Below are 15,595 nucleotides of genomic sequence, written 5' to 3' on the forward strand. Positions count from 1 at the left end.
TAAAACAGCGCAATATTGTTTGCATTATTCCTTATTAGTAGGGGCTGTGTTGGGTTTGTTACAATTGAAGTTGTTTTTTTCTGTTAAATTTTTCTTTAACAGTTGAAGCGAATTTTAATCACATTTGTTTTGCCCTTAGTCAACTATTTGCTACTCCTACTTTTTTCTTCAAAGTTGGCTTCTTTGATGTTCTTTTTATTTGAACTATCTCCAAAAGTATAAGTTGCTGCAAGGGTTAATCTTCTGCTGTTCCACGTATTGCTGAAGGTTTGTATATTGTCTGTGAAATAAGAGGTGCCACTTGATTTACCCGTGTTGAATACGTCCGATAACGTCAAACTTAGATTTAATTTTTTGTTGAGTAAATTCGCTTTTACCCCTGTTGATAGGGATTGATACTTTCCATAACTCGTATTGTCTTCTTTATGTGGCACTTGATGATACCAATTTAAAAATAGACTCAGGGTTTTAGCTTGGTTTACTGTAAAAGTATTTTGTGAATAATAGCTGAATCCAATGCCTTTTTGAGCAACGTGATTCGCTAATTTATTGCGGTAGTACGCGTCTGATAGATACGCATCTAATCCTGTACTCGTTTGCCACCATCCCGTTATTTTTTCACTGTAAGACACATTTAATCCATAGGTGTCATTGTTGAGAATGTTGTAATACGTACTGATGAAAACATCGTTTTCCATGGTAGAATATTGATCAAATGAATTTGTGCTATGGTAGTAGTTTAAACTCACCGATAGGGCACCGTGAAATAAATAGCTTAACTCGTAATTATCGGTAAAGGAAGGGTCTAAATCGGGGTTTCCAGCGTTGTACGAATAGCTATTCGCATAATAGCGGAAAGGATTCAAAATACTAGAATATGGGCGGTTGATACGTTTGGAATAGCTGAGGTTAAACGCGTGATTTTCATTGGGGGTATAAGAAATATAAGCCGTTGGAAACCATTTGTTGTACGACTTTTTGAATTTCTCATTTGTGTCTACTAAATGACCTTCAACTTCGGTTTGCTCAAATCTCAAACCTCCTTTTACACTCCATTTATCGTTTATTTTTTTGTGTATACTCAAATATCCCGCATAATTGTCTTCCTGATAATTAAAGCGATTGCTGCGTGTAGTGTCATAGACAAATTGCCCTTCCGCTCCGTTGTAATACAAGATTTTGGAACGGTTGTCGTAGTTGGAATATTTCCCCCCAAACTCAACATCCGCCCAGGGTAATTTAAACATAAGATCTGCTGTAGCACTCCAAATCTGATAGTTTAGATCGTTGGTGAAATAGGTCGATCTCTTGTAGTTACTCGGAGTGTTGTGCTCATCCATTGTCGTTTTCTCCTCCGGTACAGTGGTAAAATAATTAATCCCCAAAGACAATTTACTCCCTAAAGTGTCTAGGTTATGATCGTAAAAAGTATTGAATGTGTGATATATATTGTCAGAAGTTACTTTTGTTAATGAGTTAATTATAGAATCTGTTGTTTGTTGGGCAACAGAAATATACTTCGAAATATTGTTGTTTTTTGTTTCTGTTTTGTACTTCGATAAGTCATAGGTCACACCAATTACTCCGTTTTTTGACAGTTGATAATTCGTGGTTAGGTTTAATCCACCTGCAGTATAATCTCCCGTTGGATCACCATAAGCATCTAAGATACGGTTCTCGTCTCGGTAAGCATAAGTGTTTTTATTGCCATATTTCCCTTTGTTGCCATTTGCTTTCAACATCATATTCCATTTTTTGTTTTGGTAGTTTAAGCTAGCATTAGTTGAGGCAAAATTGAAGTTGTTGTAACTATATGAACTGCCGATTGAACCATATAGGCCTAGCGATTTGTTTTTCTTCAATACAATGTTGATCAAACCGCTATTCCCACTCGCCTCATATTTTGCAGGGGGATTGGTAATGACTTCGATTTTTTCAATATCGTCTGAACGCAATGTCTTTAAGTAATTCGTTAAAGCATCCCCTTGAAGATGAACAATTTTATCGTCAATCATCACGGTTACATTGCTTTTGCCAACAATGCTAATCTTGTCGTTTTGAACTTTAATTAGGGGAGTATTAGTCAAGGCTTCCATCGCATCCATTCCTTGGGATGCAATGCTATTGGCAGTATTGAAAACCAAACGGTCCGCTTTTCGCTCAACGAGTTTCTTTTCCGCTTGAAGGACAATCTCCCCTAATTGCGTAGTCGATTCCGTTGTGATTTCCCCTAAGTCTAGATCGTTTTCCAGGATAATGTCTTTGGTGTAAAGCAATTGCCCCAAGTAATGAATATTGAGCTTGTACGTGGCAGACGGTAGATTCGTGAGTTGAAAGTCTCCAGTTTCAGAGGTAAATCCTTGTTGGGCAAGCTGATTATTCGACCCTTTGAGCAGGTGTATTTCCGCAAAGTCTATGGGCTGATTTTCTTGGTTGAGTACTTTTCCCTTTAAGCTATTTTGTGCTTGTAGCGCGGCAATACCACATAAAAACATCATAAATAGTGTAAGTTTCTTTTTCATAAGGTTTGAGTTAAAACCTACTTATTAACAGTGTTGATAAGGTTGTTAACAAGTAGGGTTATTTCTGTTTGTAACTGAGTTGATTCTCATTAGTAGCAAGAGTAATGGTTTTGTTACCACTATTTTATAATTGTTAATAACTTTTGTATGCACAAGCTGTAAATGCCTTTTACACGACTCTATATTTACTCTTGTTAACATAGTTATAAACAATGCTATTTACTTTCTGTTGATAATTTCTTTGTTGCTCCCTTGACGTTCGCTTACCTTTATTTTTGAATTTCCAAAGCTGAAGCTCAACCCCAAAGTAAAATAGCGGTTGTCGCTGTACATGTCATAGTCTTGCTTAACGCCATCCGACGTTGCTGCCGCTCTCAAGTTGGAAGTTCTAAATATATCGTGCATATAGGCAGATAGATTTAATTTTTTGTCTAACATGGCGTATTTCATTCCCAGGTTTAATCCGTGCATCGGTTTGAGCTTCCAGTTTCCGTTTTTTAATTTGGATTGATAAAAATAATCTACTTGGGCCTGAAGCGTTTTGTCAGCATTTAGATGGATCGTATTGTTCGAGTTGAAGTAATACCCCATACCATTGCTTGTCTTTAGGTCAATAGGCAGTATTAATTTAGTGCTGTTGTAAAATACACTTACCGTGTTTTGTGCATTCAACCAGTACCAGGCGTCGTGAATATGTGAAAGGCTTAGGTTGTAGTTTTCCGCATCAAAGACATTAGCCTGTTGTAAAATTTGGATATTGTTGACTTTGTCAATGGTAGCGAATTGCGTCGCTAAATCTTTCACTTTCGAATAAGAAGCGTTGATAAACAGCTTGTTTTTTAGGGTATACCCCATGGTTATTGCATTGGTGAAGGTCGGTCTTAACGAGGGATCTCCTGTCACGTAGTTGTACTCGTTCACATACCATCTAAACGGATTTAATTGCCAAAAGGAAGGACGATTAATGCGGCGGTTAGCGGTAAGGGAAAAGGTGTGGTCAGCATGCATTTTGTACTGAATATATACACTAGGGAAAAGCTCTGTATAGCTGGTCTTTTCTTTAGATTGATGGGCAGCAGATTCACCAACCGTTTGTGTGCTTTCTAAGCGCAAACCCACTTGGGCTTCCCATCGCTCAGCAAATGATTTTGAAGCACTAATATAGGCTGCTTGAATATTCTCCCTGTATACGAAGTGATCGGCTTGGATGATTTCTCTTGTGGTTGATCCTGCATGGGTATTAAACGAATTGGCGTTGTTGATTGTTTGTACATAACTCACTTTGGCTCCATAGCTGAGGTTGACAAAAGATAACGGCTGTTCTACGTCCAGTTTAGCGCTGTAATTATCGATGGTTTGATCGCCATCTGTTTGAGAATATTGATCTTTGTTAACAACGTTATCAACAGCTGTTGTTTTTGTGTTGAAAACTCGATTTTTTTGTGTTGAATAGTTAAAGTAATCCAAGTCTAAGTTGAGTTTAGTTCCCACTGTATCAAAGGAATGATTAAAATTTAAATTGACTGCGTGATTGTTGAAATCTGGCGTCGATTTTCCCTTCGTTTCTATGTTTTTAACTAAGTTATCAACAAGGTTATACACATGTGTTTGATTTTTGTCCTCTGTGTCCTGTTTGTATGTATTGCCCCTGTATTGAACCCCAAATCCCGTTGCTGGAGTTGCTCGGTAATCCAATTGGAACGTACCCGATAAATCCTCTTTTTTCTTCGTTTCGCGAAATACCGTTCTCCATGTTTCAGTAGGGTAGTGTAAATCCATTTTTCCAATTTCTTGGTTGTAACCCGTGCTGGCGTTAATGGACGCGGCAAGAGATACTTTGTTCTTGCTGTAGTTGAATACATTGCTGAACTTGTAGGTTGCCTTGTCAGCCGTTTCAAATCCAGTGCTAATTTGATTGTTCCAGGCGTTGTGTTTGCCTTCTTTTAGCACGATATTGATTAATCCACTATTGCCACTTGCTTCGTATTTGGCTGGGGGCGTTGTGATAACCTCTATTTTTTTTATCGTTTCTGACGGTATGGTGCTCAAGTAATTGATCAGATCTTCTCCCGTAAGGGGGAGGAGTTTATTGTTGACCATGACCTGCATACTGCTTTTTCCAATCTGGGCAACCTGATCTTTATCTACTTTTAGCCCAGGTGTAAGTCGCAATACCTCTTTGGCATTGCTGTTGTTCGCGTGTACCGATTGTTCTATATTAAACACCGTACGGTCAATTTTGTGCTCCACTAATTTGGCTTGTGTCGTCACAACAATTTCGTCTAATTGTTGGTCACTTTGGATGACAATAGGCTCTAATTGATGATCTGCCTGAATAGACAGTGTAGTTTCGTATTGCTTTATGCCTAGTACTTGAATGCGCAATATATACGTATCCGATGCTATGGCATCAAGAACGAAAGTCCCTTCAGCATCTGTATAGGTGTGTTGGATCAGTTGATTCTGTGCATTCAATAAAAGAACTTCAGCAAAGTCAAGGGGTTGATGAGTTGAATCCAAAAGTGATCCAGATAGCTTTGATTGTGCTTGGCTTAAAAAAGAAAGCAGTAAAATGAAAAAGGTGATTAGTTTAGTTTTCATCGATTAATTAATTTGCCAGATGAAGGACTAAAGTTGTGCCAGGAAAAAAATAGTGTTGTAGTGTGTTGAAAAAGAATCAGTTATTTTTTTGATTTAGCTAAGGAGTGTTCGATAGTGAACAGTAAAAGGATAAAATTGAACACAAAAAAAACTGCTTTTGGGGAAAGCAGTTTTTCGTTAAGCATATATGAATTTTTGAATTTCAGTTTTCAGCGTATTCATTTTAAGCTTGACATTGATTTTGTTGTTTATGTTACCCAAAGGTACGATAAAGTTTAATAAAATGGAACTAAAATATAATAAAGTGTTACCTTTGTGATAGATAATTTATTAAACTCAAGGTTTATTATGCAAACACCAACACAAAAATGTAAAATTCAATCGGAAAAAATGCGTTCAAGAAGAAAAGAATTAGGATTTTCTCAGGAATATGTAGCTATGAAGCTTAATATTTCACAAAAGGCATATTCTGATATTGAGAGTGGAAAGACAAAATTAAAAAATGATGTTTTAAATGAGATCGCTGTGATTTTGGAAATATCTCCTTTTGAAATTTGTCCGATTGCCTGTGATTGTACTTCTGATTTGCAAACGAAGCATGGCAAATTAATTCAATATCTCCAAGAGAAGGATGTCAACTTCCCAGAAGAGTTAATATAAGTGGCGTGCAATATAATCTGAACCTATTGATTTTATATAGTTTAAACAAAGAGGTCTTCCTGCGGAAGACCTCTTTGTTTCGATATAAGGGTTAGATATTCCATTGTAAAAGACTTGCTCCCCAGGAGAATCCTGCACCAAAAGCAGTTAGTAAGAGTAAATCGCCTTTTTTAATTTGATTTTTATACTCCCAAATACAAAGCGGAATAGTAGCTGCAATCGTATTGCCGGAATAGGTAATATTGTTTAAGGCTTTTGTTTCCTCAATTCCCAATTCTTTTCCTACGGCATCTATAATTCGCTTATTGGCTTGATGAGCAACCAACCAATTGACATCCTCTACAGTTAAGCCGTTTTTGTCCAAAAGTGATTGACAGGCTTGACTCATCGCCGTTACTGCATTTTTGAAAACCACTTTTCCATCTTGCTTTAAGTAGCGGTGATCGGCATTCCAATGCTCTCCATCATAAGGATAACGCGAGCCTCCTCCTTTGATATTCAAATACTCTATTCCCTTGCCATCACTGAGCAATAAAGCATCTAGCACCCCAGTTTCTCGTGAGGGCTCAAGCCATACTGCCCCAGCGCCATCGCCAAATAAAATATTGGTCGAACGGTCTTTGCTATCGACGTACGAACTGATTTTGTCTGCTCCAACGATGACAACATTCTTGTATCGACCTGTCTCCACTAAAGCAGCTCCCATATCTAAAGCGTATAAAAAACCAGAACAAGCCGCATTCATATCAAAAGCCCATACATTGGTTAAATTTAATTTATCACATATGATATTTGCCGTTGATGGCATTGGCATATCCGGAGACGAGGTGGCAACCAATAAGGCATCAATCGTCTTCAAGTCTTTTTGATACGTTTCGCACAGCTCTCTTATCGCCTCAACAGCCATATCTGATGTCGCTAGTCCATCTTCTAATATACGTCGCTCTTTGATCCCTGTTCTTTTCATGATCCATTCGTCAGATGTGTCTGATAAACGTTCTAAATCAGCATTGGTGCGTTTGTTTTTCGGTAGATATCCCCCAATGGCTGTTATTTGAGCATAGTGTTGTTTGTTTCTCAACATTTTTGTTAGTTTTGCGTCTTATATGCAAATAATAAATAATTCTTTTGTAAAGGGGTTGTCCCCATATAAAAGACTCAAATCTCGCTTTTTTTGCGAAAATATCAGTGGTTAAATAAACGGAACAAGTTGTCAAAAAGGCGCAATTAATTTTACTAATTGTTAATTTGTTAACTTAAATTCGCGAGGTGACACACCGGTGCTGTTTTTGAAAAATTTACTGAAGAGCGCAACATCCTGAAAATTTAATTCATTGGCCACTTGTGTGATGGTATTATTGGGATTTTTTAGCAATATTTTGGCCTCCAATATAATGGTTTCTACAATGATATCTTTAGGGGCTTTGCCAAATACATCCGCAATAATTTTAGTCAGGTGCTTTCTGCTGATAAACATGTGATCTGCATAAAATTGTACGCTTCTCTCTTTTTTATAATGCGTGGAAACAAGTAAGAGGAAATTCTTGGTCAATTCTTCTTTTCGCAATGTCTTTTTTTCTGTTTTTGCCAAAACCCGCTTGTTGTAAAAGTGACCTAGCTCATACATCAGTATAGAGAAATGATGTAAAATCAGTTGATGCGTAAACATATTGTCTTGGGCAAAAACTAATTTGTTCAGTCGCTTCAAATGGTACTTTATCTCTTTGATGATGTAGTTGTTTAACGGCATTATCTTGGGATATTGGGAGGAGAAAAACTGGATGAGATTGTTGGACTTTAAGTGAAATCCAGCATCTAAAAACAACTCGCCACTGGCAAAAAACGCCTGTACGCTGAAGTCTTTCGTGTATTGAATAATCTCAAAAAACTGCTGTGGTAACACCACGAGAATATCGTTCTTTTTTACCTTAGTTGGTTCTAAATTGACCGTAATCTCACATTCTCCCGAAGTGATGAGAATCAATCCGAAGGAGGCGAATTTATACGGCTTTCCAATCACAAAATACTGACTGTGTTTTGGCCCAATCTCTACAACAGCCAATCGCTTATCTACAATAAAACGCTCATATCGGTTTAGGATATCAGCAATAGAGTAGGATTGTATATAATTATTTTTCACAATAAGACAACATAGTTAAAGGGATAAAAATAAGAAGTCCAACCCACAAAAAAGTTGTTTTAGATTAAGAAAAAAAAATAGAGTAGAAAAAATATGCTACTCTATTTTCGTTTATTTTAGTTCGTTCTAGGATTGAACTCCTAGTGATGATCACTGAAATTGTGATTCGGTTCGTAGTCTGCTTCCATTTCTGCCTGATAATCTACGTTATCTCTTTTGCCAAATCGCTGTCCGATTTTATCAAAAATAGAGTAGATAATAGGTACAATAACCAAGGTTAAGAGGAGGGAGGAAAGTAGTCCCCCAATAATTACAACGGCTAATCCATTGTTCATTTCAGCACCAGCACCACTGGCAAGTGCAATAGGCACCATTCCGATCACCATGGCGATTGTCGTCATTAAAATTGGACGTAAACGCGCGTGATTTGCCGCAATAAGTGCATCGTGTACACTGTCTCCAGCTTCGACGCGATGGTTGGCAAAGTCAACCAGTAAAATAGCATTCTTACACACCAAACCAATTAACATGATAATACCTAGAATAGTAAAAATATTCAGGGAGATGTTCGCGATCGCAAGTGCAAGTAAAGCACCAATAAAGGAAAGTGGAACAGAGAAAATAACAATGAACGGCTTGGAAAAACTGTCGTATAACGCAACCATAACCAAGTAAACCAAAATAATAGCCGCCAATAAAGCAACTCCCAAAGTACCAAAACCTTCCTCTTGATCTTCCATGGTCCCTGTCCATTGATATTTTACCCCTGGCTTTGGTGTCAACTGATCAAATTGAGGCAACCACTCTTCGGCAATCGCACCTGGTGAACGACCTATCGTTTGTGATTTGATCGTTACCGACGGACTCTTATCTCTTCGTTCCAAGATAGACGGACCTGAGCTGTAATTTACCGTAGCAAATTGCGCTAATTTCACATCTTGTCCTTGGTTGTTCTTGAAGTTGATCGTTTTAACATCGTCAATCGTTGTACGAGCGTATTCCTGAAAGCGTATGTTGATGTCGTATTCGTATTCACCTGCTCTATACTTCCCATCTGTATTACCATTAAACGCCGTTTGCATCGTCATCCCTACGGTATACATGTCCAATCCAAGTGCCGCCATTTTATCGCGATCTACTTGTACATTGATCTCAGGACTTCCTGTTTCTGTTGTTAATTTGGTTTCCATCGTACCCGGAATTTGATCCAATAACGCTTTGGCTTGAATCGCAAAATCCATGGCATCATCTAAGTTAGATCCCGTAATTGTTAGTGCTAAAGGCGCTTCTTCTGCACCAATTAACCCTACAGGAACCGTTTTTACTTTTACCCCTACCATCAAGGGTGCAAGCTCATTTTTTAATTTTGCAGCATAGACGAAAGAACTCTCACTGCGCTGTTTCTTATCCGTTAAGATGACGTGAATCTCCGATTTATACTTCGTCGCTTGGCTTCCGCCATAACCCTCAGATGATTGTCCAACCGTAGTAATCATATCAACTACTTCTGATTTTGTGCGCAAAAAAGCCTCTGCCTTTTGCGTCATGCGATTGGTCTGTTGTACCGATGCATCTTTGTCTAGTTCTAACTGAACTAAAAATTCTCCTTTATCCGTTTTGGGGAAGAATTCTCCTCCAACATAACCAAAAACGGGAAGTAAGAGCGATCCGAAAAAGGCTACTGCTACAACAATCAACACAATAACAGTGTTTTTGGTCGACTTTAACGACCATACTAATAGACCTGAAATACTATGGGTAAAAGAGGTTAATCCTCTTTCAAATCCATGTAATATTCTTCCAAAGAAAGAGCTAGGATGAATCACCTCAATCTTTCCATATCTAGAGAATAACCACGGAACAATGGTAAAGGATACCAATAATGACAATAGGGTGGCTATAATTACTGTTACACAGAATTGCTTGATAATGTTTGGTACCAATCCCGAAGACATGGCAATGGGTAAGAACACCACCACAATGACCAAGGTAATCGCTGTTACGGTAAAACCAATTTCCTTCGCTCCGTCATAGGAGGCGCGTATCTTGTTTTTCCCCATCTCCATATGACGGTGAATGTTTTCAATGACCACAATAGCGTCATCTACTAAAATCCCAACCACTAAGGATAGAGCGAGTAAACTCAACAAGTTTAGGGAATAGCCCAAGAGGTAGATACCGATAAAGGTAGCAACCAACGATAGCGGTATGGCTACCATTACAATTAGGGCATTTCTAAAACTGTGCAAGAAAAATAGCATCACAAAAGCAACCAATACAATCGCGAGGAACAAGTCAAACATAACGGCATTCGCTGCCTCTAATGTAAATTGGGAAGAATCGTTGGCCGTTTTAATGTTCAGTTGAATGTCCGCATAGTTTTGCTCAACCTCGGCAATAGCTTTTTGCGTCAATTCACTTACCGTCACCGCATTGGCGTCAGACTGTTTAATCACCTGCATCAAAATGGTCGACTGCTGATTTAAACGCGCGATTTTCTCTACTTCTTTAATGCCATCTTGTACGTCAGCAATATCGCGTAGGCGAATGTCAATACCTTGCTGAGAAGCGATAACTAAGTTTCGCATTTCTTCAATGTCTTTGTACTTCCCTGCTAAGCGAATCAGTGTTTGCTTGTCTTGGGACTTTACACTCCCCGTGGGAAAGTCTAAGTTGGCACTCAAAACTGCTTGTTGTACCATAGGGACACTCAAGCCATATGCTTCAATCTTCTTGGGATCAAGTAAAACTTGAATTTCTCTCTCTTCACCCCCTACTAATTCCACTTTTGCAACACCAGCTACACGTGAAAAAATCGGTTGGATTTTCTTGTCTAATAAATCGTAAAGCTCTTTTTCTGTCAGGTTACTCGTTACACTCAACGTCATGATGGGCAAATCACTCAGTGAGTATTTCTGTAAAGATGGTGGATCAACGTCTTTGGGTAAATCTTTGAGAATGGCGTTGATCTTGCGCTGAGCATCGTTGAGCGATAAGTCGACATTTGCTTCTGAGGTCAAGTAAATCATGACCGTCGACAAGCTCTCAAACGATAACGCCTCTACTTTCTTTACGTTTTCCAAGGAAGCAACTGCATCTTCGATTTTCTTGGTGACCGTATTTTCTATTTCCGAAGGAGATGCTCCTGGATATACGGTGGCAACCGTAATTACGTTTACTTCAAATTTTGGAATAAGCTCGTAACTGAGGTTTTTATAACTAAAAATACCTCCGAGAATTAATGCAATAAATAGTACAATAATGATACTCGGACGTTTTATGGATATTTCGGCTATTTTCATATGTCAATCCTCTCTTTTAGGATGTTATTTAATAATAGATACAGGTGCTTGATCAGTTAAGTTGATTTGTCCGGAGATAATGATAAGCTCTCCTTCTTTTAATCCGTCGAGGATTTCAACAAAATCTCCGAGATTTCTACCCGATACCACTTGTGTAGCAACTGCTTTATTATCAATGATGCGATAAATTAAATTGGAACTTACACTACCTACAAAGGCATCACGAGGAACAAGCAGTAGAGGTGTATCCTGATTTTTATCTGCATCAAAATATGCCGAGCCATACATTCCCGCACGCAATTGCTTGTCTTTGCCATTGGTCAGTAATAAATCTACAGGGTAGTTTAGTGCAGCGTCTGCTTTCGGTGCGATAAACGTTACTTTACCCTCAAAAGTTTCATTGGGAAACACACTTGCTTTTACAGGGATAAGATCTCCTTCCTTTAAATTGGCTACATGACTTTCGTCTACGTTCACTCGTAGTTTTAACTGATTGACATTGACAAGATCGAAAAGAGGGGCGCCTGGTGCAACAAAGCTTCCTTGTTCGACGTGTTTTTTGTTGATAACACCGTCAATGGGTGCTTTAATATTAGCGTCAGCAGCGGTGATTTGTGCTGATTTTAAATTGGCTTCTGCGTTTTTGAGCATGAGTTTTACCTGATCCAATTGTTGTTGGGTCACTCCCCCTGTGGTAAAGGCACTTTCAAAACGGGCAACATCCGCTTTGGCAGTGGCATAAGCCGCTTCTGCATGGCGAATTTGAACGTTGATCTGATCGCTATTGACAAGTGCTAAAGTTTGCCCTTTGCGCACACTAGCTCCTTCCTCTACCAACAGACGTACTACGCGTCCTGGTGTTTCCGCTGCAATCGTTACTTCTTGAAAAGGAACAAAGTTTCCATTGGCCTTATAGGTAGCGTCAACGACCTGTACTTTCGCTTGCTCCGCACGTACAGCTATCGTCGCATCCTGCTGGGCAACAAGAGCTGTTTCCGCATCATTCTGAGTCTTGTTTCGCTCTAGTATATAGATGGTCCCGCCAATTAAAGCAACTAGGACTAACGCTGTTATTATTTTTTTCATGGTTGTTTGAGATTAGATGAAGAATTAGTTTAGTAAGGTTTTTAGCTCTCCTTGAGATTTAATAATTTGAATTTCAGCTAGTTTGAAATCGAGAAGAGAAGTTGTGTAATTATTCTCCGCTTCGGTATAAGCATTTTCCGCATTGAGTAGATCAGTCAAAGTAGCCAATCCATGTTGATAGTTGTTCTGCATATTGGTCAAAATACTCTTCGCTAGTTCTACGTTTTCTTTCTGAATGTTAATCGTGATTAGTGCATTTTCAATTGACTTTTGCGCGTTTGCAAAGTCTAAATGCAAGGCTTGTTTGGTATCGTCCAATTCAATTGCTAGCTTTTCAATCTCTATTTTGGCCTGTTTTACTTTTGATTTTGTTTCAAAACCATTGAAAATAGGTAGCTTAAGCGAGATTCCTACGGCAGATGCACTCGTCCAAAATACACCGTCATTCGGCTTTGCCCCCCACGGAAACTTATCCCCCATACCTTGATAACCAAACGTACCAAAAGCTGATAAGCTAGGATAGTAATCTGCCTGTATTGACTTGAGCTTATAGGTTAAGAGCTCTTTTTGCTTCTCTAACAAGTATACTTCCGTGCGATGATCAATTTTATTTTCAGCCAATACTACGCTTTCATCAATAGTAAAGGTATTGTCAGGCAACTGAATAGGTGTGTCTAAATCCATTCCCATAAAGAACTTTAAAGCATTTTGCTGTAGTTCTACTGCGTTGATTAACTGTTGTTTAGTTGCTTTTAGATTGCTTAGGCTTACTTTTGTTCGATCCAAATCAATCTGTGTTGCCAAACCGTTGCTGTGCAAATCTTCGATGATCGATTTGATGCGTGTCGTACTCGTAATAGTTGTCTCTAAAGTCTGTAGCATCGCTTTAGATTGAAAAACTTGATAGTACGTTGAAGCAACTTTTTCAATGATTTGTTCGTCTGTCAACTCCTTGTTGATCACATAGAATTCTTTGGCAGAACGCGCCGCTTTTAATCCCATGAAAACTGCCTGATTAAACAATATTTGAGAAGCAGTAGCCGTAATTTGGGAGTTCCACTTCAAGTTGAAGGGAATCATTTGCGTTTGCCCACCTAGCGTTAAAGGCATTTCCTGGATTTTAACGTTGTTGGCAATATTCGCCTCCACATTGAGGTGTGGCAATGCATTTGCTTTCACTTCTTGAATTTGGTAATCACTGTTGACAATGTCCAAGGAGGCTTGTTGAGCTTCCGATTTGTGAACTAAAGCGTAGTGTAAGGCGTCTTTTAGTGTCAATACAGGTGTTTGTGCCCATCCTTGACTGAGGAAAAATAGACTGCATAGGGTGAGGAAAGTTTTATTCATTGATGATACTTTGTTTGAGTTCTAAGTATTGTTTGAGGCCTTTTTCTGTGGTGATACTGCGCATGTGATGATCGAGATGCAAGGCGTGTAATTCCATGTGAGTATATTCCTCTGGTTCAAAATAATCGTGATCATCGATTAAAACTACAGAAGCAATGTGGAAACGTGCCGTAAATTCAACGTCTAGATTCGGTCGGTATACCCCTTCTTTTATTCCTTTTTCCAAGTTGCGCTCAATAATGCCCACAAATTTTTTCTTGTGGATGATCTTTTGCTTCTGTGCAATCTTCGGATAGTATTTGTTCAGTTGATACAAGCAAACAGAGGTTTCAACCGCAAATACTTCATTTATATTGTTATGGGCCGCGATTATTTCCGCTATAGCCGTTTTGTTTTGTGCAAATAGTACTTCAAGTGATTTTAAGAATTTATCGTTGATGTAGACCAAACTCTTTTCTATCAGTTCAGGTTTTGATGCATAGTGTTGGTAAATTGTCTTTTTAGATATCGACAGTTCTGCTGCAATATCATCCATTGTGATGCTCTTATATCCTTGAGACAAAAACAATTGAGTTGCTTTTTCTAAAATTAAAGTTTCCATGTATCTCTTTTTAGTCGGGCAAATATAAATAGGAAACGGAATTGGTTTTAAAGTTTCCATTGATTTATGAAAACTTTAACTCGAAGGAAAGTTTCCATCTAAAAGTGATGTAAAAAGAAGGGGGAGGATATAGGAGATGATTGAATGGACGATTTACCATTAGTTTGAGAGATTTAGAAGTTGTTCTGCAACAAAAATTGAGGGTAGAGGTGATTGAGGTATTGTTTTTGGATGCAAACTGGTGGATTACTGATCTATTTTTAGGATATTTGCGGCAGTCAAAAAGTAGAAATGCGCAGATAAACTAAAAGTCTTTAAAAAACGCGTATTTTTACCAAAATTTTTTTTGAGCATGCAATCAATAGCAAAATATAAAAAAGAGATAGCATCCTATCTTGATTCAATACAATTAGATGGTCAACCAAAGGAACTGTATGAGCCTATTTCGTATATTCTTTCCTTAGGAGGAAAACAAATTAGACCTGTTTTAACGTTAATGGCAGCTGATGTTTTCAATGAAGATCCGAAGAAGGCTATCCATGCGGCTACCGCCATTGAATTGTTTCACAACTTTTCCTTGATGCATGACGATATTATGGACGATGCTTCTTTGCGCCGAGGACATCAAACTGTACACGAAAAATGGGATGTCAATACGGCGATTCTCTCTGGAGATGCTATGCTAATCCTCGCTTATCAATATTTTGAGCATTATGAACCAACCACGTTTAGAGATTTAGCCAAATTGTTTAGCAAAACGGCCATCCAAGTATGCGAAGGCCAACAATACGATATTTGTTTTGAACAACGCGGAGACGTGCGAATCGAACAATACATCAAAATGATTGAGTACAAAACAGCTGTTTTAGTGGCTGCCGCATTAAAGATGGGAGCAATTGTTGCCAAAACATCCGAAGAAAATGGCGACCAAATCTATAACTTTGGATTGAATTTGGGTATTGCTTTTCAATTGCTAGATGATCACTTGGATGCATTCGGAGACGAAGCAACCTTTGGCAAGCGAATAGGAGGAGATATCCTAGAGAATAAAAAGACCTTCTTGTATTTAAAAGCTTTAGAAAAAGCCAATCCCGTACAAAAAGAGGAATTGCTTCGCTTTTATGCCACTGTGGAATGCGAGAATGAAGACCATAAAATTGAACGCGTAAAACAATTATTTATAGAAACAGGTTCGAAAGATGCCTCTTTACAGTTGATCGAACAATACACAGAAGATGCGCTGAAAATTCTTGACGCCCTAGCCATTGAGGAGGATAAAAAAGAACTGCTTCGCGTTTTTAGCAAAGAATTGATGAACAGACAAATGTAATATACT

The 15,595-nt window shown here is 38.4% G+C and carries 10 protein-coding genes; 2 read left to right on the top strand and 8 right to left on the bottom strand.

The window, feature by feature from the left end:
* Positions 1-143: 143 nt before the first annotated feature.
* Both HX062_RS01780 and HX062_RS01785 read right to left on the bottom strand, forming a co-directional pair.
* Positions 144-2,522 (bottom strand): outer membrane beta-barrel family protein, encoded by a 2,379-nt coding sequence (locus HX062_RS01780; RefSeq protein ID WP_286466146.1) that lies wholly within the window; start codon positions 2,520-2,522, stop codon positions 144-146.
* Between the two features lie 219 nt (positions 2,523-2,741).
* Positions 2,742-5,123: an outer membrane beta-barrel protein gene (locus HX062_RS01785; RefSeq protein ID WP_286466147.1), complete on the bottom strand. Its 2,382-nt coding sequence runs from the start codon at positions 5,121-5,123 to the stop codon at positions 2,742-2,744.
* 315 nt (positions 5,124-5,438) lie between these two features.
* Here HX062_RS01785 and HX062_RS01790 point away from each other — a divergent pair, with 315 nt between their 5' ends.
* Positions 5,439-5,783 (top strand): helix-turn-helix domain-containing protein, encoded by a 345-nt coding sequence (locus tag HX062_RS01790; protein WP_286466148.1) that lies wholly within the window; start codon positions 5,439-5,441, stop codon positions 5,781-5,783.
* Positions 5,784-5,874: 91 nt separating this feature from the next.
* Here the strand turns inward: HX062_RS01790 and HX062_RS01795 are convergent, their stop codons facing one another.
* The 6 genes from HX062_RS01795 to HX062_RS01820 form a co-directional block, all read right to left on the bottom strand.
* Entirely contained in the window at positions 5,875-6,867 is a 993-nt protein-coding gene (locus HX062_RS01795; RefSeq protein WP_182625496.1) for a beta-ketoacyl-ACP synthase III, read from the bottom strand.
* 159 nt (positions 6,868-7,026) lie between these two features.
* Positions 7,027-7,923 (bottom strand): helix-turn-helix domain-containing protein, encoded by an 897-nt coding sequence (locus tag HX062_RS01800; RefSeq protein ID WP_286466150.1) that lies wholly within the window; start codon positions 7,921-7,923, stop codon positions 7,027-7,029.
* Positions 7,924-8,063: 140 nt separating this feature from the next.
* The gene (locus HX062_RS01805; protein WP_286466152.1) at positions 8,064-11,225 is read right to left on the bottom strand and encodes an efflux RND transporter permease subunit; all 3,162 of its coding nucleotides are present in this window, start codon (positions 11,223-11,225) and stop codon (positions 8,064-8,066) included.
* 24 nt (positions 11,226-11,249) lie between these two features.
* Positions 11,250-12,311, bottom strand: a complete 1,062-nt coding sequence (locus tag HX062_RS01810) for an efflux RND transporter periplasmic adaptor subunit (RefSeq protein ID WP_286466154.1) — start codon at positions 12,309-12,311, stop codon at positions 11,250-11,252.
* Between the two features lie 24 nt (positions 12,312-12,335).
* A complete protein-coding gene (locus HX062_RS01815) occupies positions 12,336-13,658 on the bottom strand; it encodes a TolC family protein (RefSeq protein ID WP_182625500.1) in 1,323 nt (440 codons plus the stop codon).
* Positions 13,651-14,259 (bottom strand): TetR/AcrR family transcriptional regulator, encoded by a 609-nt coding sequence (locus HX062_RS01820; RefSeq protein ID WP_182625501.1) that lies wholly within the window; start codon positions 14,257-14,259, stop codon positions 13,651-13,653. Before HX062_RS01820 ends, HX062_RS01815 begins: the two co-directional genes overlap by 8 nt.
* Before the next feature lie 352 nt (positions 14,260-14,611).
* Here HX062_RS01820 and HX062_RS01825 point away from each other — a divergent pair, with 352 nt between their 5' ends.
* Positions 14,612-15,589, top strand: a complete 978-nt coding sequence (locus tag HX062_RS01825) for a polyprenyl synthetase family protein (RefSeq protein WP_286466157.1) — start codon at positions 14,612-14,614, stop codon at positions 15,587-15,589.
* Positions 15,590-15,595: the final 6 nt, after the last annotated feature.

The organism is Myroides sp. DF42-4-2, assembly GCF_030326445.1.
Taxonomy (GTDB): domain Bacteria; phylum Bacteroidota; class Bacteroidia; order Flavobacteriales; family Flavobacteriaceae; genus Flavobacterium.

Bases quoted from the DNA above. Each gene is read 5' to 3' on its own strand.
- HX062_RS01810 (WP_286466154.1), bottom strand. From the start codon at position 12,311: ATGAAAAAAATAATAACAGCGTTAGTCCTAGTTGCTTTAATTGGCGGG.
- HX062_RS01825 (WP_286466157.1), top strand. From the start codon at position 14,612: ATGCAATCAATAGCAAAATATAAAAAAGAGATAGCATCCTATCTTGAT.
- HX062_RS01805 (WP_286466152.1), bottom strand. From the start codon at position 11,225: ATGAAAATAGCCGAAATATCCATAAAACGTCCGAGTATCATTATTGTA.
- HX062_RS01795 (WP_182625496.1), bottom strand. From the start codon at position 6,867: ATGTTGAGAAACAAACAACACTATGCTCAAATAACAGCCATTGGGGGA.
- HX062_RS01785 (WP_286466147.1), bottom strand. From the start codon at position 5,123: ATGAAAACTAAACTAATCACCTTTTTCATTTTACTGCTTTCTTTTTTA.
- HX062_RS01780 (WP_286466146.1), bottom strand. From the start codon at position 2,522: ATGAAAAAGAAACTTACACTATTTATGATGTTTTTATGTGGTATTGCC.
- HX062_RS01815 (WP_182625500.1), bottom strand. From the start codon at position 13,658: ATGAATAAAACTTTCCTCACCCTATGCAGTCTATTTTTCCTCAGTCAA.
- HX062_RS01820 (WP_182625501.1), bottom strand. From the start codon at position 14,259: ATGGAAACTTTAATTTTAGAAAAAGCAACTCAATTGTTTTTGTCTCAA.